Genomic DNA, 22,767 nt, shown 5'->3' with positions numbered 1-22,767 from the left:
CTTTCAGGTAATTCCTCAAAGCGCCTTTTTAGTTTTTACGTGACAGGGCAGAGCTATTTCCCCAGCCACAGATTAAGCTTTTCTTCATCAGTGATTTCAAAGTAAGCCATTTCTTTTCTTGCCTCAGTTACCTCGAGAGGCAGCGTTAGAAGGCGCCCGTCACGAATAAGCGTTAATTCTACCTTTGGCGTTTGAGCATTATCTAATAGGCGTTGAAGTTTCTGGGCATTGACGATATGACCGTCTAACGCAATGATGACATCGTTTAAAAGAATACCTGCCTTCATAGCGGCAAGGCCTTCAAATACCTGTATTACAGTAAGCCCAAAAGTGGCTGGTTTTAATGTGGCCCCAAGCTGATTTTTAATAACAGGCAGCGTGGAAACACCACCTTTATCTTCACCTGATACGCGAGCACGAATAGCGTAATTCACGCCCATCTCAGATACCAATGTCGCTAATTCTACATCGTCTGTGCCATACACCACGCGGTTCAAGTATTCTGAAACGTCAATATCGAAGTGGGTTTTGCATAAAGATTGGATCACGTCATCAGGCGTACCTTTTTCCTCTACGCCATAGTGTTTCCAAAGTAATTGCATCAAGGTGTCTAAATTCACTTGTTCGTTTGACTGTTTACGAAGGAGTAAATCTAACCCAAGGGCTATAATGCCACCCTTTGTGTAATAACTGACAATATTGTTAGTAGCGCTAGCGTCTTGCTTATAAAACTTTGTCCATGCGTCGAAGCTACTTTCTGCTGCACTCTGTTTAAAGCGACCAGCGTTTTGCAAAAGTCGACTGACATTTTGCGCAACAATATCGAGGTATTTCTGTGGTTCGATAACGCCGGCTCTAGCAAGGGTGACGTCATCATAGAAACTGGTAAAGCCTTCATAAATCCACAGCTGATTTGTGTATGTTTCTTGAGATAAGTCTGGTTTCACCATTACGCTAGGTTTAATGCGCTTTACATGCCATGTGTGGAAAAATTCATGGCTGCACAGACTTAAGAATGTGATGTAGCTGTCGGTTTTTTTCTCATTTTCACCTATTTGTGGCAAATCAAAACGCGGGTAAAGAAGGGCTGTAGAATACTTATGCTCTAAACCGCCGAACCCATTGTCGGCAAGCAATGTCATAAACAGATATTTATCAATAGGTTGCGGAGCACCAAACAAGTCTAGGTGGTGCTTGCAAATTGGCGCTAAGTCATTTGCTATGCGCTCATAATCAATATTATTGTTACCTGAGAAAAGTAATGTGAACGTAATGCCTTCAACATCAAAGCTGTGAGTGTCTGCAATACCCACATAAATTGGATGATCAATGAGCTCATCGTAATTTTTTTCTATGAAGTGCCACCGCGAAGGGCTTGTGCTCTCACAACGAGAAGGCATAGACGTATAAGCCTTCCAATTTGCAATTGCTGAATCGCTGTCGTTAAGCTCAATGTCTACCTCACAAGGCACACTCTCGAAGCCGGAAACGTTTAGAAACGCACTAGTACCATTTATAAACGCATATTGGTCGTTCATAAAAGCAGAGCGAATAGATAAGTCGTTGGCATAAACCGAGTAAACGACCGTACATGGTTTTCCATCTGTTTCTACACGCCAAGTTTGTTTATCGAGCTTAGTTACCGAAAGGCTATAAACGCTTCTATCGCCAACATTTTCAGTACTATGACCTTCAGAAGTGTTTGCAGTTAGCTCGATTATGCTTTTTGCAAAATCGCGGACCATGTAGCTTCCCGGGATCCAGCTTGGAAGGCTAAGTTCAATTGATGAGCCAGAATGCTCAGGTATTTGCAGCGCGACAGTAAATTGATGGGCACGCCAATTGGAAATAGTTAACGTATAGCGAAGAGCAGAGGTCATAAACGTCCGAAAAGATAAGCAAAACTATCCCTCAACTATATCAACCTATTCAGTTAATCCCAATAGATTGCCTGCTACTAAGGGGCAATTTTTACGTTTATTGAACATGGTTTTCAATCGTAGTATTGATAAGTTTTTATTTGATGCGTACATTGAGTTAAATGACATTAAATCCAGCAATAACAAATACAAATGGCTGATAAAATACAAAGCAACGTACTTAGCGAAGATAATTTGGAATCGTTGCGCACGCTAGTACCCGGCGATACAGTAGATTTACAAATTGCTATGCCTGCAGCGCAAAAGCGTGTGAAGACTGGTTACATAGGCATGCTTATTGATGAATGTTTGCTTTTTCATATTCCAACATCCGCGAAGTGGATTACCGTTAGGGATGCTCTAACTGTTGGCAACGATATCGTGGTGCGTTCTGTGCTTGAGGGTGACACGGGCCAGGTTATTGCATTTAAAGTGAAAGTGCTCAAATTGCTTTCCAAGCCATCAGGCTTACTTATTACAACCTTTCCGAAACGCATTGAAAGTATAGGGCTTCGCGCTGTAAAGCGTGCTCAACTTGGTGTTTCAGTAACGTTAGAAGCTGACGTTTATCCCAGTGACGAAAACGTAACGGGGATCATCATCGATTTAAGTGAAAAAGGGTGCAAGGTTGCGTTACAGGTCAAGCCAAATTGGCCGGTAATGCTCGATGAAGCTGAGGTTAAGCTAAACTATTCGTTGGACGGTAAAGAAGTAGCGCTTACTGCAAAAGTTAAAAATCATAAGCTTGATAGTGATGTGGTTTATTATGGGCTCGCCTTTACCTGTGAAGAAAAATTGATAAAAACGCTGTTGTCCCGACACACATTGTTAACGTAGGAAAACAATAGTTGGGTGCTCTTTAGATAATAATCAAAATAACAGGCTAAGGGGATCTACATGAGAAGTATTGAGCGACTTTTAATGCAGTACGGTGAAAGCCACCAAAACAAGATCAACGTTATCATCCATGCTATTGCCGTACCCAGCATCTATTTCGTAACGATAGGTTTGCTTTGGAGTTTGCCGGTACCTGAAATGATAGCGCAGTTTGATATAACCTGGGCGCATATCATAGCGGTTCCCGTATTGTATTATTATTTTATGTTGTCTGGTCCGATTGGGGCTGCAATGACCCTCTTAACTATACTGTGTTTCGGTGCAGTTAATACTCTAGACCACTTCAGTATCTCAGTATGGTTATTTTCTCTTGTACTGTTTGTCGTTATGTGGATTTTGCAGTTTATTGGCCATCATATCGAGGGCAAAAAGCCTTCGTTTTTTGACGATTTGCGCTTCTTGCTGGTTGGCCCAGCCTGGTGGTGGGTGCACTGGCTGAAAAGAATGAATATCAGTTACTGAGCTTAATCAGCGAATTGATATAGCCAAAACATGTCTAATTTCAAGATTTTGCCCTGCGACAAGAAGCATAAGGGGCACGACCAAGGCGCTTGGGTCGTAGCAAGGCTTGCGTATAATCTTCATATAAGTTTTTAAATTGGTAATATTGTGAGTCGCTTTCAGCGTGTAATAGAAAGTAATGAACGTTTATTTTGGACATTGCACAGTGCAGGCTGGGCAGGGTTCGCAATAATTTATTACATCGGATCTTTTCTCCATGATGTTCGACCCATTTGGGTTTTCATCATCATGCTTAATGCCTATGCAGGATGGTTGCTAACCATTCCGCTTCGCTACATCTATCGATGGGCAAGAAAGCAATCACCGCTCAACATGATCATCATAGTGATTGTGTCGTGCTACTTAATTGCTTTGCTATGGGCCGTGGTAAAAAACATTAACTACTGGGAAATCTACAAGCACGGATATCGCCCAGACGAATGGTATATGTATTTTACCAACACTATTAACTCGCTAATAATGGTGGGTTGTTGGAGTGGTGTGTACTTTGGCATCAAGAACTTCCAAATGCTTCAGAAAGAGAAGCAGAACGCGTTAAAGGCGAGTACCATGGCGCACCAAGCTCACATAAAGATGTTGCGCTATCAACTCAACCCGCATTTTCTCTTCAACACACTGAACGCTATTTCAACCCTTATTCTTTTAAAAGAGAACGACACAGCAGAAGCGATGGTGTCGCGTTTGAGTGACTTTCTACGTTATTCATTAGACAACGACCCGATAAAGCGAGTACCGCTAGGTCAGGAAATAAAGGCATTACGACTCTATCTAGAGATAGAGAAGGTACGTTTTGACGATCGTCTAGAAGTGCTATGGGACATCGATGAAGGGTGTGAAAGTGCACTTGTACCGAGCATGATCTTGCAGCCCATTATTGAAAACTCAATAAAGCACGCCATATCTAAGATGGAAAATGGTGGTCGTATAGCGATTACAGCACGTACATTTGGTAATGACTTGTTGATGGACGTTGCTGACAATGGTCCAGGCGCGGATATTAAAGACGGCTCCCTTAGCCGTGAAAATGGCGTAGGTTTAGCCAATATAAAAGAACGTTTGCAATCCCTTTATCATCGTAATTTTGCATTCTCTATAGAACACAATCAGCCTTCCGGTGTGCGAGTTAGACTTCGCATTCCGTATGAAGTTAAGGACGTATAACATGACAAAGCAAGTGATAAAAACCATTGTAGTGGATGACGAACCCTTAGCACGGAGAGGTCTTCGTGCCAGGCTAGAACGTCATGATGATGTACAGGTGCTTGGTGAGTGTCAAAACGGCCTTGAAGCAGTAAGCAGCATTTCTCAGCACCGCCCAGATTTAGTGTTTCTCGATATACAAATGCCTGGCTTGAATGGCTTTCAAGTTATTCACAAGCTTCGAGAACTGAAGCAGCCTATTCCGATGATTGTTTTTGTAACAGCGTATGACAGTTACGCTATTAAAGCCTTTGATGTGCATGCGCTAGATTACCTGTTAAAGCCGGCAGACGACGAACGCTTAGGTGCCGCGTTAAATAAAGTACGCGAATACTTCTCGACACAGCATCAGGACGAGCAATCACAAAAGCTTGTCAGCCTTGTGGCTGAGTTAACTGGTGATGATTGTGAGGAAATTTTACGTAAATTGGCAAACGGTGAGCCGGTTGAAACGAACCCGTATCCGGACGTATTAGCAATTAAAGATGGTTCAGAAGTGACACGTGTTAACGTTCAAGACATTCAATGGATTGATGCAGCGGGTGATTACATGTGTGTACATGCGTTAGACGGCATGCACATAATGCGTAAAACCATGAAAGAGCTTGAGCAAGAGCTAAACCCTCAATTTTTTGTTCGCGTGCATCGCTCAGCCATTGCCAACATTCGTTTTGTTAAAAAGCTAGTCAGTCACATCAGTGGCGAGTACCACTTAATACTTCAGAACGATACAGAGCTCAAAGTTAGCCGAAGCCATCGAGATAAAGTAAAAGCGGCCATGAAGATGTAGTGTCGCTTAAAGGGGGATATGAGAGGCGTTGTTTTGAACAAACAACGCCTTTTTTGTATTAAACCGGTTTTGCGCTGTTTACACGTCGCCTTGTATTTTTACCAGCTGCTGTATCGCCCATTCATAAGTGTACGCATAGCGTCAACATGGGCTTTATTAAGGGTTTTGGTATTTTCCCATGTTTTATGAAGAGGAACAGTAACAGGGCGTTGATTTACTTCACCCACCATAATATTGGTAATGTCACTGCCGACAAGACTTATCGCAAATTCGCCGAGTGTCGTTGCGAGCAACCTGTCTTGGGCAACAGGCGAACCGCCTCGCTGAACATGACCTAACGTTACCGGCCTGACATCACTAATATCATGCTTCATTAGTTCTTCTGTGAGCCCAGATAACCCTTTGAGCCATACGTTTTCAGCAACAACAACGATAAAACTAACCGGTCCTTTCAATGCGCGCTGGGCTTTTATTTGGGTAACAATCTTTTCTATCTCTTTGTCAGCACATTCAAAAAATTCCGGTACCACCACATAGTCAGCTGCAGATGAGAGCGCCGCATTCAATGCTAAAAAGCCCGCGTTTCTGCCCATGACTTCTATGAGAAAAATACGTTCGAATGCATCAGCAGTATCACGAACTTTATCGATAGAACTCATCGCTGTATCAATAGCGGTAAAATATCCGATGGTTGCATCGGTGCCACTAATATCGTTATCTATCGTGCCAGGTATTCCTAAAATTTGACCGTCCCACTCTTTTCCTAATTCAGCTGCGCCGCGAAATGAGCCGTCGCCGCCAATCACAATAAGTGTATCAATCTCTGCCTTCATTAAATTGTTAGCTGCTTTTTTAATGCCTTCTTGGGTTTTAAGCTCTTTGCATCTTGCACTGTGTAGTATGGTTCCGCCTTGTTGAATCAAGTTGTGAGTAGAGTCGAGTGATAGGGGAATATACTCTTGTTGTAATAATCCATTGTAGCCATGTTTATAGCCAAGCAATGTATAGTTAGCTTTTTGGCATGCGATAATTGCAGCACGTATACATGCATTCATACCTGGTGCGTCGCCACCGGAAGTTAAAATTGCGACACGTTTTGACACATTAAAATCCTTCTATTTATCAGCACTACAGTTAAGGTAGCGTTAAGGTAGTAAGACGTAAAGTGCGCATGTGTGTTGCGAAGAAATTAAAGAATTTAAATAACTGAAAAGAATTAAACAGCACGACGACATGAGCGCTTCACCATTTACGACTGCTTTTTATTTTGAATCATAACTAAGCGAATTTGCAGCAACTAACGTAATTAACAAAAAAGGATGAGTTATGCGTGTACTGGTAGTATTTATTTCTTTGATGTTTCTTGCATCATGCAGTTCAAAACTGGCCTACAACAACTTAGATTGGTGGGTTTATTGGTACATGGACGACTATATCGAGCTTAAAGATGAGCAAGAAGAAAAATTTGATGACTATCTTCAAAATTGGCTACGCTGGCACAAAACCTCTGAATTAAAACGCTACCAAGCTCAACTTCTCGATATTAAACGTCAAATTAGAGAAGGGCGTTTAGATTCAAATTCTGTCCATGACCATCTTGCAAACGCAAGAGCTCATTGGGAAAGAGTGCGTGATGAAGTAAGCCCTGAATTAGCAGAAATAGCAAAAACGCTCGATGATGAGCAAGTCGTTACGCTTTTTGCTGCGCTTGAGAAAGATAACAAAGAAGAAGAAGAGGAGCGAAAAGAGTCGCTAGAAAAGTCTGAAGAAGAGCGGCTAGAAGATCGTATTGAGCGCATAGAGGAGACTGTCAGTGAACGCATTGGAAAACTAACTAGCGAACAAAAGCAAATAGTGGCCACGTATTCTACGCAGTTCATTTCAACGGGGGATGATTGGCTAACCTATCGCAGAGATATACAAAATGCGGCACGAAAGCTATTTGTAACCCGTAAATTTAACGATAATTTCGAAGAGGAAATGATTGACCTAATGCAAAATCCAGATCGCTATAAAAGTGATATTTATAAGCAAAGTAGCGCCCACAATATGACGGTCAGCGCTACGTTAATCTCCGAGCTCTTTACCACGCTAACTAGTAAGCAGCGAGAGACCCTTATCGAAAATATAGACGATCTCATTGATACTGTAGAGAGTTTTCAAGGCTGAAAATAAGAGCCTGCGCTTCTTATCTACATAGCATCTTACTCAAACATTTAAAACTTATGTGCAAGAGTCTAGATATTCTTACAAGCATTTATCATTTTCCGGGTGCGTTTGTCTGATTGTTTGATCATATCGTCTATTAGTGTCGTTTCAGGCATGTTTTTCCAGTACTTCTTAGGCATTTGATTCAACATCGCACTCGTCTTGATACGTGCAGGGTTATATATATTGGCGTAATAGGTCAGCCAGTATTTTTCAATGCGATCGTCATCGGGTACAACACTTGGATCAGGGTTATCTTCTAGTACTAGGGTTTCAGTATCCCAATGCGCTGCACGATAGGGTGTTAAAATTGACCAACGCATATTCTTAAACCGGGTTTGGAAGAAGTTAAGTTTTATTTCTAAACTGAAATGCTCGGGTTCATACCATGCAACAAAATGCTCTTGCCCCTCTACGCTCATTTCTCTGAACCGTAGGAAGGCACTCATTTTGTATGCATCGCGTTTTACCGCTTTCGCCATAGCAAAAAGCTGAATAACATCGTCATCAGTTTTCATTTGAATGAGCTGCTTATTTTCATAAACTACACGCCATAACACCCGGTAACACAAGGCAAATCGATTTTCATCGTTATGGCATAGGGCGTACTTTAAAAGCATCAATGTAGGTTTAGGAATACTAAGTTTACTCTGCGGTATTATTCGCGGCATTTTGCTTTCGCATGGCTCAGCACCGCTACCAAACAGATCGTTTTGTACTGAATGCGGGTTCTGCCAGATAAGATGTTCAGGGCGAATACGCTCAGCGATGCATCGACGCGAGGCTTCGCGCCATTCATCAAAGCCAGGTACTGAATTAATGGTAATGGTCTTCATATAAAGCGACTTATTAGTCTGTGTCTGAACTTATTTGCGTTTACAACATGATTAAGCGCTAAACAACTCAAACTGTTTAGGCTGTTTAAACTGAAGCTCGAAATTATTACTGTCGAGTAAATGGATATCAGGGAAGTAATCTCCCACGCTGATAAAAGGCTTCAACTTTTTAAGGGGCAGACGCATTTTTGTAAGGTCGATCCAATTGAGCTTGGTATTACGCCTTATAGATAGAATCTTATGTACCGTTCGCGCGCCAAGGCCGGGAACGCGCAGTAGCATTTGCTTATCAGCTTTATTTAAATCTATCGGAAACATGTGACGATTGCGAAGTGCCCATGCAAGCTTAGGGTCGTAGTCCATATCTAACATGTCATCTTGCAAGATTTCATCTAAGCCAAAGCCGTAAAATCGCAAAAGCCAATCCGCTTGATATAAACGGTGTTCTCGTATCAATGGCGCCGGTTTTAACGGTAAAACTTCCGAAGCATCAGGAATAGGGGAAAATGCCGAGTAATACACACGACGAAGTTTTTGGTCACCATAGAGCTTTACGCTTGTACCTAAAATGGTTTTATCGTTTGACCCATCGGCACCTATAATCATTTGCGTAGACTGTCCCCCCGGTGCGAAACGGGGAAGGCGTTTTCCAGAATATGTCTTGTCTACTTTATGTTCTGCGATTTTTTCTTTTAACGTATTCATCGAACCGTGAATATCGTTAAGGTCTTTCTCTGGTGCGTACTTGTTTAGCGAAGACTGGGTGGGCATTTCTACATTAATACTCAGCCTGTCAGCGTAAAGGCCTGCTTCTACTTGCAATTCTGGCGACGCATTCGGGATAGTTTTAAGATGAATATATCCTTTAAATCCGTGGTCAAGGCGCAGCGATTTCGCAATTCGTACCATGCTTTCCATAGTGATATCGGGTGAACCCACGATCCCCGAGCTTAAAAATAACCCCTCAATATAATTGCGTTTATAAAAGTTAAGGGTTAATTCTACCGTTTCTTTAACCGTAAAACGTGCTCGTTGCACATTGCTTGAAACCCTGTTGATGCAATAATGACAATCATAAATACAGTAGTTTGTCATAAGTATCTTAAGCAGCGAAACACACCTTCCATCAGGCGTAAAGCTATGGCATATACCCGAGCCTCCCGTAAGTGATCCTATACCTGTCTTCTCGGTTTTCCCTGCTTGTCGTTTACCGGCGGAACCGCTCGCGCAAGACGCGTCGTATTTAGCCGCATCGGATAAAATTTCAAGTTTTTGTATCAGTCTGTCATGCATCGCAGATGTATACTTCCTTTAGCCAATCACAGTAAACAGCCTAGTATTTGACTCCAAATAATTGATACGAGCATTTTCTGGCACAGGCTGTGTGGTATTGCGTTATAGCATGTATATATATACAGTGCAATTAAGCATGGTAATAAAGAAGTAAGATTTAATGTTAGTCTAAGCGGCTTGCGACAAAGAGTAATGGGCATAGGCAACAAGTTGCTAGCGATAGAAAAGGTGGGTTTGCTTTATAAAAACTAATATGCCTCTTGGCTATCAAAAGCCAATATACTTAGAAAGTTCATCTCTAATGTTTTCGTACTTTTCTTTGTACGGCGCTTTGAGTGTCATGTCATCAATAAGCTTAAATAAACGCTTACATTCGTTTATTAATTTAATTTCCGCCTTATCTTCTTGTATGGCTATCTGAAGAAGGCATTGAAGCAGATTTAGTGCAACGCCTGTATTAACGGGGGCGAAACCCTGAGCAAGGGCAAACGAAGCTTTTGCTCGTTCGTAGTCTTGCTGTTGGTAGTGTTGAATACCCTCGCGGTTAAACTGTTGGTAACTAGCTAGATTTTTCTGCGCGTTTTTAGCCTGTGCCTCTAGCATGCTCACGCTATTTTGATCGAGTTCGTTACCTCTGGATGACAGTAGAGAGTCTAGCTGCAGCGCGTCGTCATATTCTCCCAGCTTGTACATAACATTAATGCTATCGGGAATAAAAGCAGTGGGAACCTCGGTATATTTATCGTCTAGTAGTGTTTGAGATGTATTTAAATGACGTTTAGCGTCGATTAATTTACCGTCTATCGCACTTATTCTGGCATTTACAATATTGCCAAAAATATCAACATCGAACTCTCTGTCTATTTTTTGTAAATGTTCATCAAACTTACCTCGCTGGAGAGTGAGCAAGGCTTCTTGTTGATATTTGTTGCGCTGCTTTTTATCTTCTGCAAACTCAGCAACATCGAGTAAACTTCGAATAATGCCGCACCAGTGTAAGCTTTTCTTATTGACAGTGCGTTTAGACAAGTCCCAAATAGCCTGGCTTGACGTAGCGGCTAATATCAAATCGTCATTCTGACGACCAATTTCGCAGGCTTTAAAATGTCGAGGTAATGAAAAGGGAGACAGCTTTATGGCCTCTTTTATCGCTTCTAATGCCTTTTCACCAGCTTCCAAAGCCTGATGCGCCTGTGCAAGCATATCATGAGCGTCTGCATTGAACCTGTTGCGCTTCAATATTTTCTTGGCAACCGATATCGCTTTTTCATATTCATTAAGAAGAACATAAGACTTTCCAATGGCAACTTGCGCCCATAAAACTGGTTTTCCATCTATATAATCACGCAGAACATCAAGTGCTTTCTCAGGCTGTGATATTCGCCAATAGAGTTCCACTAAAAGCTGCTCGCAGTGCCCTTTGTAATGACGCGGGTTTTCTAAAAGCGTTTCAATCTGGTCTATCGCGCTATTAATCTCACCTTGCTCAATTAAATTGAATGCATGCTGAAGGAATTGTCTTTTCTGCCAAGCTCGAATAATGCGAGATTTTAGTTGTACTTGTGAGAAGGGTTTTATCAGAAAGTCATCGGGGCGCCGCTCTATACTGCCTAATACCACAGGCCGCGCGCTATCAGCGCTGATAAGAATGAAAACAGATGTGGGGCTTATAAGCCTGCGAGTACGCAGTTCTTCAATAAGTTCATAGCCATTCTTATTCTCTGCACCCAAATGTAAGTCACAGATGACAATATCGAACTTATGCTTTTTGCACAGTGATACAGCTTGTTCAGCGGAAGATTTAGTGACTACATCGGATGCCCCCATCGAATGCATTAACCCTTTCAAAAGTAGTAGGAAAGGGCGTTGATCTTCAACAATCAATACTTGTTTGTTGCTAAATTGCATTTCAAATCCGTGAATGAGCGCAGCATTTACTTTTAATAAGTATATCTAACTTTTAAAAATAAGCTTAAGAAAAACATTATCTTGCCGAAAACATACGTATATATACAAACCGTTTTATACGAATGTCATCACCTATAACCCCAGCGAATGAGCAAGCAACAATCGACCCCAGTATTTACTGGGAGCGAAGCGGTGTACTAGCTAGAGCGTCGTCTGATGGGGCTTTATTCTCTTTATATCTTGCCATGCAACAGCACAGTGTTGCTGAGCCTTTCGAAATTGAAACGGTAGCATATAACAAGGAAACAAATACCAGCATAGATGCGCAACTCACGTCGCTTAATCATTACAAGCGGCCATCATTATCGGCTAATGAAAGCGAGTGGGAGAATATGCAGGTATATTCAAGTTTAGCATCTAAAGATTTCGAGAACGCGCGACTGTTCCTTCACATGAAACCATTACCACTCGCGCAAACCGATGACGCAAAACGACTACCTGATGACGTCGTACAAAACTGTAGTCTATCTGCGCAGAAGCGACTAAAAAAACGGTATGCGAATACCCTAAAAGAAGATAATACACTACTTTACGATATTCTCTCGGCACAAGACGAAGGCCGAGCTACGAATAACGGCAGTAACAAACAGGCTCAAGCAAATTCATCGTCCTTTCAGAACATTGCTTAGTACACCTAATAGCTTCTTAGGTGATCCGGCCTAGTTTTTACTGCTTGTTTTTGTTATATTGCGCGCCGCATTTTTGCACTGGTCTTACGCTCCAATCAGCAAAGGTTAAAATATGTCTAAATATATTGTATGCGCAATGTATAAATTTGTTGCGCTTGAAAACTTCAAAGAAATCCGCCAACCGCTTCTAGATGCAATGGAAGCTAATGGCATTAAAGGTACACTTCTTCTTGCCCACGAAGGGATTAACGGTACTGTTTCAGGTACTCGCGAAGGTATCGACGCATTGCTCGCTTACCTGAATAGCGATGAACGTATCAATCCTATCTCTTACAAAGAATCACTTCACGACGAACAGCCGTTCTACCGCACTAAGGTGAAACTTAAAAAAGAAATCGTGACAATGGGCGTTGAAGGTATTGACCCTCGCCAAACCGTAGGCACTTACGTTAAGCCTAAAGATTGGAATTCACTAATAAGCGACCCAGATGTAACGGTAATTGACACCCGAAACGGCTATGAAATAGAAATTGGTACGTTCAAGAACGCCATTGACCCTAAAACCGACACGTTTCGCGAATTCCCAGAGTACGTAGAAAAAGAGCTCGATCCGTCAAAAAACAAAAAAGTAGCCATGTTCTGTACCGGTGGCATTCGCTGTGAGAAGTCGACTGCGTATTTGAAAGAGCAGGGGTTTGAAGAGGTTTATCACTTAGAGGGCGGCATTTTACAGTATCTTGAAGATGTGCCAAAAGAAGAGTCTATGTGGGAAGGCGACTGCTTTGTTTTTGATAATCGCGTTGCGGTAAACCACGACCTTGAAAAGAGTCATTACGAACAGTGCTACGCGTGTCGACTTCCTATTACTGAAGAAGACAAACAAAGCGGTAAATATGAGCCAGGGGTAAGCTGCCCTCATTGCTACGGCACGCATACCGACGACCAAATTGCACGCTTTAGAGAACGTGAAAAGCAAGTTCAGCTAGCGAAAGAACGTCAACAAGAGCACGTAGGTACCGAAGCGCGTTTAACTATGGAACAAAAGCGTAAGGAAAAAGCAGAAGCTCAACGTTTACGCGCACTTAAAGCAAAAGAAAATCAGGCGTAGACAGTCAGAAAGAAGGGCGTTAAACTCGTGTTTATTGCAGTTGAAATAAGGAATGCGAGTGAGCACTCAACTTTCAGAATCTAAAATTGAAGAAATTAGAAAGGACTTCAGCTTTTTCGATCGTGATGGCAACGGCCAAATCGATTTGCCGGAGTTCATCGAACTTCTAACCGTTATTTCACCAAAAACGAAAGCTAGCCACGTACAGGAAGGCTTTAAGCTTATCGACAGTAACGACGATGGTTACATCGACTTTGAAGAGTTTTTGGAGTGGTGGCAAGAAGGATGGTGGGAATACTAAGTTCTACTTAGAAAACCATATCATCACTAAGTTTTGTGTACGCTCTATTGAGTGTGTCTCAAAGGCTTGTAGCTACGCAAAAAGAAGTCGTCAAAACGGGTGCTTTGTAAAGCACCCGTTTTTTTATGGCTTTAACTCAAGGGTTTTCGGTTTTCAAACCATTTGCCTACCTAGACACTGTACAAGCATTGCTTTAATGTTAAGCGCAAATTAAGGAAGTTTTATTTAAATACGGATGTCACATGCTTAAGTACCTCTGCACTTTTTCATTGCTTATCACGCTATCATTTTGCGTGGAATCAGAGTCATTTAAAGATAATGCAGTCGAGCGGCATCTACCTATTAAAAGTTTTTCAATTTCATCTTCTGTGTTAAACGAAACGGTTGATATCTATGTGCAACTGCCGTTTAAATATGAAAGTGAGTTTAGTCAAAACTATCGCTACCCAGTGCTTTACATGTTAGACGCCCCTGTAGGCCTACCACTTGTATCAGGCATACTAGAACCTCTTAATGGATACAATAATGCGCCTCAAATGATTATTGTCGGTATTGCTACAGGAAACAGAGAACGAGATTTCACACCGTCACAAGATAAAGATTATGCCGAGAATAGTGGTGGGGCAGATAAGTATTTATTGTTCTTTGAACAAGACGTAATTCCATTTATAGAACGGCAATTTAGAACAGAGAAATTTAGGATTGTATCAGGTCATTCTTACGGCGGTTTGCTCGTGGCGCACAGTTTCCATAAAAAGCCCTATCTGTTTCAAGCACACTTTTCCAGTAGCCCTTCCATATTTTGGAACGACGGTAAAACAGCTTCAGACATTATTCAGTTCATAAAGGATAATCCCACACACAAAAATTATCTCTACATGAATATCGGCAATGAGGGGAACCCAGAATCCGATTCGCCTGAAGGGGTTCTGATGCTTAGCAGCATTAAAAAGATAGAAAGTGAATTCGCGAAGTCAAACATACCTAATATGCGCTACAACTTTGAATACCTGCTTGACCAACCTCATCAGGTCACACAAATCTATGGTGTTATCGGCGCACTTAGAGGTTTATACCCGCAATGGTCAGTACCATATAAAGCATCTGTTGAAGGGTATGAGAGTTTTCTCGAGCATTTTAGTAAACTGTCAACGTTATACGGGTATAAAATTGAGCCCAAAGAGTGGCAGGTGTTCGATGAAGGGCTTGGTCAACTCGCGTTTTTAGACAACCCCGAAGAAGCTATAAAGTATTTCAACTACAACATCAAACGAGAACCAACAACTTATCGTTCAAGGTTTCATTTAGTTGATGCTCTGTTGAAAGTCGGTAGAAAACAAGACGCGCTTAAACATTTAAATATTCTGCTAGCTAGAGAAGACTTAAGTGAAAAAGAGCGCGAACAATTAATTCAGAAAAAGTTAAATTTATTCTAAGAGTACTTACTAAGAATTGGGCGACTTATGCGAAGAATGAACTAACATGCGATTTGGGAGGGACGATTCCGCGTTATCTGAATATTCATTCCTTGTTTTTAGCAGAACTTTGAGACTAAACCAAAGAGAAATCTAAAGAAAATAAGAAAAGTAAGCTATCTTGTTAAGGCTACCAATCAGCACCGTATAACTTATTAGCCTTTGCCGCTTCGACTTCTAAGGGGGCTTTGTCGTAACCATATTCAGCCATGTCGAAGAAGTGTTGGGTGACAACTTTATCTAAACTGGCGCGTTCAATTTGTAACACATGCACTAATTCGTGGGCTAGCTTGGGTCTATTAAGTACAAAGTCTTTACGCGCATAAATTGAATAACCAAAGACCTGTGCGTTATTAATGATACCTTCTCCAATTAGCCCAACTGCTTCACCGAATACTTTCAAAGCAAGGTTATCGTAGGGGTAGGGCACTTCATCAACGTATACTATTCTTACCTTTTCGGGGTGTTTTATGCCTATCTTTGATGCGAGTAATCTTTCTTTTTCGTTTAATGGAATACCAGCTTTAAGACCTTTCTGGTCAGTTTCATACGCCCATTCGATGTATTGAGGCAATAATACACTGGCTATTATTTTTTCATAAAAAAATACGACAACAAGTAATACAGTGACGAGCAATATTGGTACTAGCTTGAGTGCTTTCATGTTTGTAAAATCCGTTTTCTACAAAAGCCTAAAGAGCTTCAAAATACTTAGGGAAACTATTGACGCCGTAAGACACTTCTATGACTTACATGCAAATTACAGCATGTGTTGGGATGTGATTACAGCTAAAGAGTGTAAGAATTTGTGCTTAAAAACGATGGGGCTGTTGTCCACCGCTAAGCAACGAAAAATGTGATTAGCGATGGAACCGATGTTAATGATTGAGCTTATATTCACTCGTCCTCATTGGAGAGTGACTGCCTCGGTTTACGCTTAACAGGAACCATACCTATATCTTCTCCAGACATGGTATCGACACGCTTTTTAGTGCCAGGTTTAGCTGGTTTCGCTACGCGCTTTTTGCCATTTTTCGCATTTGATTGCTTCGACACTTTTTTCTTAGGTTTAAACCCTTTGAACGAGGCAGCGAATTCGTCGTGTGCAGAACATTCTAAAGCATATTGAAGGTGATTCTTAAGCCCTTCAAAGCTGTTCCAATCGCGTGGGCCAATCAACGAGAATGCTTCGCCTTTTTGGCCTGCTCGACCTGTACGGCCTATGCGGTGAATATACTCATCTGCGTTTTTAGGAAGGTCGAAGTTTACAACTAAACCAACTTTTGAAAGGTCGAGACCACGAGATGCGAGGTCAGTAGTAACTAAGATACTGTGCTGTCCACGAGCAAACGCACTCATTACTGCTGCGCGTTGGCTTTGTAGCATATCACCACGAAGCGCAATAGCTTCTAAGTTCTGTTCGTTAAGCAGTGCCGCAATTCTATCGGTATCTTCACGGGTAGCTGTAAATACGATAGCTTGGTTGTAGGTACGATTTACTAGCTCAGATTGTAAAATTTGATCTTTGTTATCAACATTGTCTGCAAAGAAGCACTTCTGTTCGATATCGCCATGCTCTGCAGTTGAGTCTCCTACAGCTACGCGAACAGCGCCTTTGGTCAACTGCGTTGTCATATGCTTAAGCTCAATATTATCGAGCGTGGCAGAAAACAGCATAGTTTGACGCTTTCTGTGGTCGGCATAGTCGTTAATCATTTTAAGCTGAGCAGAGAAACCTAAATCTAACATACGGTCGGCTTCATCAAAGATAAGCAGCTCTAAACCGTTTAAATACACACTTTTATCTAACAAGTGATCAGCTACACGACCAGCTGTACCAACGATAATATGAGGGTTACGGCGAAGTGCTTTAACTTGGTCGTTATAATTTTCACCACCCACAATAAGTGAACAAGTAAGATTTAACCCAGTACACATTGATTTTGCTTCAATGAAAACTTGTTTAGCTAGTTCTCGCGTTGGCGCAAGAATAAGTGCGCGTGGGTCTTGACGACTAAGGGCTTTTTGCGACATTAGCCTGTTTATAGCGGGCACTAAAAAGGCGAAGGTTTTACCTGACCCCGTTTTTGATGACGCAATAATATCTTTGCCCTGAATAGCAGGCAGCATAGTGCGTTCTTGAATTTCGGTTAGCGTCGAAATGTTTTTCGTTTCGAGCTTTGAAATAATTTTGTGGTGAACAGGTAAATCAGTAACTAGCAAGAAGGTATAGCCTTTTTAAAATAACATTCAGTCGCATTATCCCTTAATGCACGGTGCATTTAAAGGTTTATTGGAAAGGCTTATAAGTTTGCATACTGAAGATGGGCACTTGTAACAATAGTTACTAAACGAAGAATATAACGTTAAAGTAAAAATGTGAGTTAACCCAATGGCGCGCGCTTACCACAAAAGCAAAAATATTAAATGATAAGCGCGACCATACGATGCACAATTAAACGCTGAGCTTAAAACTGCATTTCAGGTACGTTTTCAGGAACAACAAGCTTTCCGCCCGTTTTCTCTTTAATTTCGTCAACGCTGACGCCTGGTGCGCGTTCTTGAAGCAAAAATGCGCCGTCTTCAACACTCAGTACTGCTAAGTCGGTAATAATGCGCGTAATACAGTTTACACCGGTTAACGGTAAGGTACATTCGCTAAGTAGTTTTGGGTTACCGTGTTTGTCGGTATGGGTCATGGTAACGATTATGTTCTTCGCGCCAGCAACTAAGTCCATAGCACCGCCCATGCCTTTAACTAATTTGCCCGGTATCATCCAAGATGCAATATTACCTGACACATCAACCTCAAATGCGCCAAGTACAGTAAAGTCAACGTGACCGCCGCGGATCATGGCGAAGCTCTCGGCGCTACTAAAAATAGACGCGCCCGTGATAGCCGTTACCGTTTCTTTACCCGCGTTAATCATATCAGCGTCAATTTCATTCTCGGTCGGGTAACGTCCCATCCCTAAAAGACCGTTTTCTGACTGCAGCATCACACTGATGTCATCTGGCACATAGTTAGCTGCAAGGGTAGGGATACCTATGCCTAAATTTACGTAGTCACCATCTTTAAATTCCTGAGCGACGCGCATTGCGATTTGGTCTCTACTAAGCATTACACTGACTCCTTACTAATTACACGGCGTTCAATACGTTTTTCAAATGAACCTTGAATAACACGGTTTACATAAATACCTGGAGTGTGTATTTCGCTTGGGTTTAATTCACCAGGCTCTACAATTTCTTCTGCTTCTACCACAGTGATTTTACCTGCAGTAGCGGCCATAGGATTAAAGTTTTGTGCTGTGTGGCGATAAATACAGTTTCCGTAAGTATCGGCTTTCCATGCTTTTACAATGGCAAAGTCGCCAGTAATAGCATGTTCAAGAATATAAGGGCGACCATTGAATTCTTTAACTTCTTTTCCTTCACCAACGGGCGTACCATAACCTGTGGCAGTGTAGAATGCAGGAATGCCAGCACCACCAGCGCGCATTTTTTCAGCTAGCGTTCCTTGAGGGGTAAGCTCAACTTCCAACTCACCGTTAAGCAGTTGTTTCTCAAACAGGGCATTTTCACCTACATAAGACGACACCATTTTTGCTATTTGTTTGTCTTCGAGTAAAAGACCCAAGCCAAATCCGTCTACACCACAGTTATTAGAAACTACAGTAAGTCCAGATACGCCTATTTTCTTAATTTGGCCTATCAGTCCTTCGGGTATACCACACAATCCGAAACCGCCTGCAATAACTGTCATCCCATTCTCAAGGCCAGCCATTGCTTCTTCGTACGAGGAAACAACTTTGTTAAATCCCGCCATTTTTAATCTCCAAAACGTTTGTTAAAAATAAGTATCAACATTGTTGCTTCATTTGTAAAATCGAATTAATCTTGCGATTAATAAAATATATTTATTAATAGATGGGCTTGTTTAAAAAATTTATGGATGTTTCATACCGTCAAATAAAAGCGTTTGTAGAAGTGGCAAAGTCATCAACCTTTGCTGAAGCAGCGGTAAATTTGCACCTAACACAACCAGCTTTGTCATCGGCAATTAAAAAAATGGAAGAGCAGTTAGGCGGTAAGTTATTTCAACGCAATACACGCAATGTAAGCCTAACACCAGAAGGAGAAGTGTTGTTTCCTAATGCTTTGAGGCTTCTACACGACTGGGACAATACGTTTTCTGATATACAGAATCTGTTTGCTATGGCGAAAGGGCAACTTACCATTTGCGCTATGCCGTCATTTGCCGAGTCTCATTTACCGCATATCTTGTCCGTATTTCATCAACGCATTCCAAACGTAAACTTACGAATTGTCGATGTAGTGATGGAACAGGTAATTCATGAAGTTACTACCGGTCGTAGCGAAATTGGGTTCTCGTTTGAGCCAGAGCGCAAAGATGGTTTAGTGTTTAAAAGCCTTTTTGCTGATGAGTTCGTTGTTGTGACCAATCAAGCACAATCAGCTCATTTCGGGGACAAGTTACATTGGCAGGATTGTCTAAAACTGCCATTAGTGATGATGAATAGGGGGTCTGCGGTACGCCATTGGACTCAATCAAAGCTAGCACAATATGGCGAGCTAAATATAATCGCGGAAACCGGGCAGTTATCTACTCTCGGAAAGCTTATTCAAAATGGTTTAGGTATATCTATTATGCCGGCGATTTGTAAAGCGCAAATGGAAGGGTTGGGGTTAGTGACAAAAGAAATTAGTGACATGCCTCTTGTGAAAAATATTGGAATAATTCGAAATGCGCGAAAAGGACTATCGCTCCCGGCGCAATTTATGTGGGACATGGCCGTAGCGCATTATGAGTGAAATAATGCGCAGTAAAGTCTTTGAGAAAAGGGGCGGCCTACCACTTCTTCTTAGGCGCGAAAAGCTCGTCTAATTCGTCTCTTTCTTCTTCTTGCTTCTTGGCGCGATCTTTTTCGTTCACGCTCTTAAGGTTACTTTGGATTTCGTGTAACCACTCGTTCAATGAGGCAAGCTTGGACATAGAATATTCGTCTTGAGGGTTTTGATTTTCTAGTGCATTTTTTGCCTTCTCGAAATACTGTCGTGCAGAACCAAGCATATTGGTTTGTAGTGCAGCACGGCCGCGCTTAATCAATGTTTCTACATTTACCTTTACCTGCAAGCGTTCAAGCTGCTTATCTTCATCCATGAACACTTTTGAATCGATTTGGCCTTTGCTGTGCTCAGATCGAAGGATAATTCGAAGTCGTTTAACTGCTTGAATGTACTGAATAATCATTTTGTCATTATCAGGTAATGAAAATTCAGCTGTTGCCCCAGAGTTATCAGAGAGCGCCGCAGCAGTTGCTTGTTCGCTACTAGAAATTCTTTGCTTCAGTTCAGCAGTGCTGGATAACTCGTTCATTGCTTTAAGCGCATTGAGGATACGATTGTGGAGGATGCCCATGATCCGTGAAGAAACCGGCATGTTTACACTTGCAGCGATAACGTTTTCGGTTTCATCGACAAGGGTGCGTTGTTTAGCAAGCTCAGTACGTCGCTCCGCTTCTTGCTTTTGTCGATGTTGTTGTATTGCATTTATGAAAATAGCTGCAATAAGCAAGACAACAATTAAAATAATAATAATCACGTACATGCGTGTGTTTCCGTCTGTTTTTATTTCTTATAACGTCAGTTTTTTCTTAACCGCGAGCGTTACTTTCTGAATTATCTATTTTTATCTGACAATACTACGGTATTTTTACTTCAAATACACTTCCACCGAAACATCCACCATTTGATAGGGCAATAGTGCCATTTCTATCGCCTTGCGAATGCGCACTTGCAATAAGTTTGGCAAAGAATAGCCCCAGACCTGTCCGGCCTTGGCTTAATTCAAAGTCACACAAATCTTCGTGGCTTTTGGATAGCATTTCGTCTGGATAACCACTACCATCATCTTCAATTTTTAACGTCATAAAATCATTATCGTCGACATTCGCTGAAACAAGTATTTTTGATGTTCCATAGCGCATAGCGTTTATAATGACGTCGTTTAAAAGTAAATAAATTAACTCACTGTCCAAATACCAGCTCAAGTCTTCTTCAATATCAATGACTATATCAATATTTTTTTGAGCGACATACAGCGCATTTGAGCCAATAACGTCTTCTACTAAATCTTTTAGAAAACTTTCGTCAACCGTTATGGGTAGACTTTCTAGCTCTGCTCTGTATAAAGAGAGGATTTGGACAAGGTTAGTGTTAAGCCTAGACGCTTCATAATGAACACTGGCAACTTGCTCTCTTGCTTTAGTGTCTTGCGGAGAGAGGGTATCGCTTAGCGTTTCAATAGACTGAATTAAAAGAAAAAGTGAGTTTTTCATATCGTGTACAGCTGCAGCTAGTACCGATGAAAAATCAATTGTGGATGTAACTTGTTTACTGCTACTCATTAACTATTAAACGCCGTGCGACTATTTCAACCTAAACATACTGTAGAAGAGATTGAACAATGAAGGGAAAATTACGCGTAAATTTGTAAAAAAATAAATAAATTCAACTTTATAATGCTAATTTTGTAATAGCAACTAGTAAAAAACAGTAGTTTTGGTTATAACGGTGGGAGTACAGAGTCAGTCTTTCCTTTAAACGGTGTAAAATATGAAGCTACAGCAACTACGGTATATCGTAGAAGTCCTCAATAATAATTTGAACGTGTCGGCAACTGCAGAGAGCTTGTATACCTCTCAACCTGGTATTAGCAAACAAGTTCGAATGTTAGAAGATGAGCTAGGCGTTCAAATTTTTGGCCGTAGTGGCAAGCACCTGACACACGTTACGGATGCGGGCAACGACGTAATTAATATTGCGCGTGAAATCTTGGCGAAAGTTGAAAGTATTAAAGCCGTGGCTAGAGAGCACACACTTCCTGACCAAGGTAAACTGAATATTGCTACTACCCATACGCAAGCCCGTTATGCATTACCTGATGTGATACAGGGTTTTATGAGCAAGTACCCCAAGGTTTCACTGCATATGCATCAAGGTACGCCATCGCAAATTAGCGACTTAGCTGCTAAAGGCGAAGCTGATTTTGCTATTGCCACAGAAGCACTGCACTTATACAACGATTTAGTCATGCTTCCCTGTTATCATTGGAATCGCAGTGTAATCGTAAACAAAGATCATCCGCTGTCGAAAAAGAGCACTATCGATATTTCTGATATCGCAAAGTATCCATTAGTTACGTACGTTTTCGGTTTTACAGGACGATCTGAGTTAGACCAAGCCTTCGAAAGGGCTGGGTTAACGCCAAAGATTGTATTCACCGCTACCGATGCCGACGTAATTAAAACTTATGTACGCTTAGGAGTAGGTATTGGCGTAATAGCCTCAATGGCAGTCAGTGAAGAGCTTGATGATGATTTGGTAAAAATAGATGCGAGTCACTTGTTCGATTACAGCACTACCAAGATTGGCTTTAGAAAAGGCTCGTTCTTAAGAAGCTACATGTACGACTTTATTGAGCGGTTTGCGCCACATTTAACAAAGGATAAGGTCGAGAAGGCCATGATGTTGAAAAACAATGAGGAAGTTGAAAAGATGTTTAAAGGTGTAACGCTTCCGGTGAAGTAAATTTTTT

General features: G+C 41.5%; 22 protein-coding genes. 11 read left to right on the top strand and 11 right to left on the bottom strand.

Annotation, left to right across the window (positions count from 1 at the left end; translation table 11 throughout):
- Nucleotides 1–53: 53 nt before the first annotated feature.
- A complete protein-coding gene (locus ACXAGV_RS16305) occupies nucleotides 54–1,880 on the bottom strand; it encodes a M61 family metallopeptidase (RefSeq protein WP_474874145.1) in 1,827 nt (608 codons plus the stop codon).
- A gap of 192 nt (nucleotides 1,881–2,072) precedes the next feature.
- On the opposite strand from ACXAGV_RS16305, the gene ACXAGV_RS16300 reads away from it, so the two are divergent.
- From ACXAGV_RS16300 to ACXAGV_RS16285, 4 genes are all read left to right on the top strand, one after another.
- A complete protein-coding gene (locus tag ACXAGV_RS16300) occupies nucleotides 2,073–2,756 on the top strand; it encodes a PilZ domain-containing protein (protein ID WP_474874144.1) in 684 nt (227 codons plus the stop codon).
- Nucleotides 2,757–2,816: 60 nt separating this feature from the next.
- Nucleotides 2,817–3,278, top strand: a complete 462-nt coding sequence (locus ACXAGV_RS16295) for an Mpo1 family 2-hydroxy fatty acid dioxygenase (RefSeq protein ID WP_474874143.1) — start codon at nucleotides 2,817–2,819, stop codon at nucleotides 3,276–3,278.
- 147 nt (nucleotides 3,279–3,425) lie between these two features.
- The gene (locus tag ACXAGV_RS16290) at nucleotides 3,426–4,499 is read left to right on the top strand and encodes a sensor histidine kinase (RefSeq protein WP_474874142.1); all 1,074 of its coding nucleotides are present in this window, start codon (nucleotides 3,426–3,428) and stop codon (nucleotides 4,497–4,499) included.
- A 1-nt stretch (nucleotide 4,500) separates the two neighbouring features.
- On the top strand, nucleotides 4,501–5,328 hold the full coding sequence (locus tag ACXAGV_RS16285) for a LytR/AlgR family response regulator transcription factor (protein ID WP_474874141.1): 828 nt from the start codon (nucleotides 4,501–4,503) through the stop codon (nucleotides 5,326–5,328).
- A gap of 98 nt (nucleotides 5,329–5,426) precedes the next feature.
- Here ACXAGV_RS16285 and ACXAGV_RS16280 read toward each other — a convergent pair whose 3' ends face one another.
- Nucleotides 5,427–6,431, bottom strand: coding sequence for an ATP-dependent 6-phosphofructokinase (locus tag ACXAGV_RS16280; protein ID WP_474874140.1), 1,005 nt, complete (start codon nucleotides 6,429–6,431; stop codon nucleotides 5,427–5,429).
- Between the two features lie 223 nt (nucleotides 6,432–6,654).
- On the opposite strand from ACXAGV_RS16280, the gene ACXAGV_RS16275 reads away from it, so the two are divergent.
- Complete coding sequence (locus ACXAGV_RS16275) at nucleotides 6,655–7,497, top strand: DUF6279 family lipoprotein (RefSeq protein WP_474874139.1); 843 nt, start codon at nucleotides 6,655–6,657, stop codon at nucleotides 7,495–7,497.
- Nucleotides 7,498–7,565: 68 nt separating this feature from the next.
- On the opposite strand, the gene ACXAGV_RS16270 is transcribed toward ACXAGV_RS16275, so the two are convergent.
- From ACXAGV_RS16270 to ACXAGV_RS16260, 3 genes are all read right to left on the bottom strand, one after another.
- Nucleotides 7,566–8,372, bottom strand: coding sequence for a TIGR03915 family putative DNA repair protein (locus ACXAGV_RS16270; protein ID WP_474874138.1), 807 nt, complete (start codon nucleotides 8,370–8,372; stop codon nucleotides 7,566–7,568).
- A 51-nt stretch (nucleotides 8,373–8,423) separates the two neighbouring features.
- Nucleotides 8,424–9,665 (bottom strand): putative DNA modification/repair radical SAM protein, encoded by a 1,242-nt coding sequence (locus tag ACXAGV_RS16265; RefSeq protein ID WP_474874137.1) that lies wholly within the window; start codon nucleotides 9,663–9,665, stop codon nucleotides 8,424–8,426.
- A 267-nt stretch (nucleotides 9,666–9,932) separates the two neighbouring features.
- Nucleotides 9,933–11,573 carry a response regulator gene (locus ACXAGV_RS16260; protein ID WP_474874136.1) on the bottom strand — a complete coding sequence of 547 codons (1,641 nt, stop codon included), beginning with the start codon at nucleotides 11,571–11,573 and terminating at the stop codon, nucleotides 9,933–9,935.
- Nucleotides 11,574–11,695: 122 nt separating this feature from the next.
- On the opposite strand from ACXAGV_RS16260, the gene ACXAGV_RS16255 reads away from it, so the two are divergent.
- The 4 genes from ACXAGV_RS16255 (at nucleotide 11,696) to ACXAGV_RS16240 (ending at nucleotide 15,107) form a co-directional block, all read left to right on the top strand.
- On the top strand, nucleotides 11,696–12,262 hold the full coding sequence (locus tag ACXAGV_RS16255; protein WP_474874135.1) for a VC2046/SO_2500 family protein: 567 nt from the start codon (nucleotides 11,696–11,698) through the stop codon (nucleotides 12,260–12,262).
- A 112-nt stretch (nucleotides 12,263–12,374) separates the two neighbouring features.
- A complete protein-coding gene (trhO, locus tag ACXAGV_RS16250) occupies nucleotides 12,375–13,370 on the top strand; it encodes an oxygen-dependent tRNA uridine(34) hydroxylase TrhO (RefSeq protein ID WP_474874134.1) in 996 nt (331 codons plus the stop codon).
- A gap of 58 nt (nucleotides 13,371–13,428) precedes the next feature.
- The gene (locus tag ACXAGV_RS16245; protein ID WP_012518428.1) at nucleotides 13,429–13,671 is read left to right on the top strand and encodes an EF-hand domain-containing protein; all 243 of its coding nucleotides are present in this window, start codon (nucleotides 13,429–13,431) and stop codon (nucleotides 13,669–13,671) included.
- A gap of 242 nt (nucleotides 13,672–13,913) precedes the next feature.
- Nucleotides 13,914–15,107: an alpha/beta hydrolase-fold protein gene (locus ACXAGV_RS16240; protein WP_474874133.1), complete on the top strand. Its 1,194-nt coding sequence runs from the start codon at nucleotides 13,914–13,916 to the stop codon at nucleotides 15,105–15,107.
- 169 nt (nucleotides 15,108–15,276) lie between these two features.
- On the opposite strand, the gene ACXAGV_RS16235 is transcribed toward ACXAGV_RS16240, so the two are convergent.
- The 4 genes from ACXAGV_RS16235 to ACXAGV_RS16220 all read right to left on the bottom strand — a co-directional run bounded on the left by ACXAGV_RS16235 (nucleotide 15,277) and on the right by ACXAGV_RS16220 (nucleotide 18,975).
- Nucleotides 15,277–15,810 (bottom strand): hypothetical protein, encoded by a 534-nt coding sequence (locus ACXAGV_RS16235; protein WP_474874132.1) that lies wholly within the window; start codon nucleotides 15,808–15,810, stop codon nucleotides 15,277–15,279.
- A gap of 233 nt (nucleotides 15,811–16,043) precedes the next feature.
- Entirely contained in the window at nucleotides 16,044–17,369 is a 1,326-nt protein-coding gene (locus ACXAGV_RS16230) for a DEAD/DEAH box helicase (RefSeq protein WP_474874131.1), read from the bottom strand.
- 245 nt (nucleotides 17,370–17,614) lie between these two features.
- Entirely contained in the window at nucleotides 17,615–18,268 is a 654-nt protein-coding gene (locus ACXAGV_RS16225; RefSeq protein WP_474874130.1) for a CoA transferase subunit B, read from the bottom strand.
- Nucleotides 18,268–18,975 carry a CoA transferase subunit A gene (locus ACXAGV_RS16220; protein ID WP_474874129.1) on the bottom strand — a complete coding sequence of 236 codons (708 nt, stop codon included), beginning with the start codon at nucleotides 18,973–18,975 and terminating at the stop codon, nucleotides 18,268–18,270. The genes ACXAGV_RS16225 and ACXAGV_RS16220 overlap by 1 nt, the downstream gene beginning before the upstream one ends.
- A 122-nt stretch (nucleotides 18,976–19,097) precedes the next feature.
- Here ACXAGV_RS16220 and ACXAGV_RS16215 point away from each other — a divergent pair, with 122 nt between their 5' ends.
- Complete coding sequence (locus ACXAGV_RS16215; protein ID WP_474874128.1) at nucleotides 19,098–19,982, top strand: LysR family transcriptional regulator; 885 nt, start codon at nucleotides 19,098–19,100, stop codon at nucleotides 19,980–19,982.
- Nucleotides 19,983–20,019: 37 nt separating this feature from the next.
- Here the strand turns inward: ACXAGV_RS16215 and ACXAGV_RS16210 are convergent, their stop codons facing one another.
- Entirely contained in the window at nucleotides 20,020–20,778 is a 759-nt protein-coding gene (locus ACXAGV_RS16210; RefSeq protein ID WP_474874127.1) for a hypothetical protein, read from the bottom strand.
- Nucleotides 20,779–20,872: 94 nt separating this feature from the next.
- Complete coding sequence (locus ACXAGV_RS16205; RefSeq protein ID WP_474874126.1) at nucleotides 20,873–21,577, bottom strand: sensor histidine kinase; 705 nt, start codon at nucleotides 21,575–21,577, stop codon at nucleotides 20,873–20,875.
- Between the two features lie 208 nt (nucleotides 21,578–21,785).
- Here ACXAGV_RS16205 and cysB point away from each other — a divergent pair, with 208 nt between their 5' ends.
- Nucleotides 21,786–22,760, top strand: coding sequence for an HTH-type transcriptional regulator CysB (cysB, locus tag ACXAGV_RS16200; protein WP_474874125.1), 975 nt, complete (start codon nucleotides 21,786–21,788; stop codon nucleotides 22,758–22,760).
- The last annotated feature ends 7 nt before the right edge of the window (nucleotides 22,761–22,767 follow it).

Source organism: Alteromonas sp. ABH4_453 (genome assembly GCF_056160665.1).
The sequence above is the reverse complement of the archived record's forward strand: the minus strand, read 5'-3'. Positions and strand labels throughout refer to the sequence as shown.

Coding starts and splice junctions, on each gene's coding strand:
- ACXAGV_RS16305 (WP_474874145.1), bottom strand. CDS start 1,880: ATGACCTCTGCTCTTCGCTATACGTTAACTATTTCCAATTGGCGTGCC.
- ACXAGV_RS16300 (WP_474874144.1), top strand. CDS start 2,073: ATGGCTGATAAAATACAAAGCAACGTACTTAGCGAAGATAATTTGGAA.
- ACXAGV_RS16295 (WP_474874143.1), top strand. CDS start 2,817: ATGAGAAGTATTGAGCGACTTTTAATGCAGTACGGTGAAAGCCACCAA.
- ACXAGV_RS16285 (WP_474874141.1), top strand. CDS start 4,501: ATGACAAAGCAAGTGATAAAAACCATTGTAGTGGATGACGAACCCTTA.
- ACXAGV_RS16275 (WP_474874139.1), top strand. CDS start 6,655: ATGCGTGTACTGGTAGTATTTATTTCTTTGATGTTTCTTGCATCATGC.
- ACXAGV_RS16270 (WP_474874138.1), bottom strand. CDS start 8,372: ATGAAGACCATTACCATTAATTCAGTACCTGGCTTTGATGAATGGCGC.
- ACXAGV_RS16265 (WP_474874137.1), bottom strand. CDS start 9,665: ATGCATGACAGACTGATACAAAAACTTGAAATTTTATCCGATGCGGCT.
- ACXAGV_RS16260 (WP_474874136.1), bottom strand. CDS start 11,573: ATGCAATTTAGCAACAAACAAGTATTGATTGTTGAAGATCAACGCCCT.
- ACXAGV_RS16255 (WP_474874135.1), top strand. CDS start 11,696: ATGTCATCACCTATAACCCCAGCGAATGAGCAAGCAACAATCGACCCC.
- trhO (WP_474874134.1), top strand. CDS start 12,375: ATGTCTAAATATATTGTATGCGCAATGTATAAATTTGTTGCGCTTGAA.
- ACXAGV_RS16240 (WP_474874133.1), top strand. CDS start 13,914: ATGCTTAAGTACCTCTGCACTTTTTCATTGCTTATCACGCTATCATTT.
- ACXAGV_RS16235 (WP_474874132.1), bottom strand. CDS start 15,810: ATGAAAGCACTCAAGCTAGTACCAATATTGCTCGTCACTGTATTACTT.
- ACXAGV_RS16225 (WP_474874130.1), bottom strand. CDS start 18,268: ATGCTTAGTAGAGACCAAATCGCAATGCGCGTCGCTCAGGAATTTAAA.
- ACXAGV_RS16220 (WP_474874129.1), bottom strand. CDS start 18,975: ATGGCGGGATTTAACAAAGTTGTTTCCTCGTACGAAGAAGCAATGGCT.
- ACXAGV_RS16215 (WP_474874128.1), top strand. CDS start 19,098: ATGGATGTTTCATACCGTCAAATAAAAGCGTTTGTAGAAGTGGCAAAG.
- ACXAGV_RS16210 (WP_474874127.1), bottom strand. CDS start 20,778: ATGTACGTGATTATTATTATTTTAATTGTTGTCTTGCTTATTGCAGCT.
- ACXAGV_RS16205 (WP_474874126.1), bottom strand. CDS start 21,577: ATGAGTAGCAGTAAACAAGTTACATCCACAATTGATTTTTCATCGGTA.
- cysB (WP_474874125.1), top strand. CDS start 21,786: ATGAAGCTACAGCAACTACGGTATATCGTAGAAGTCCTCAATAATAAT.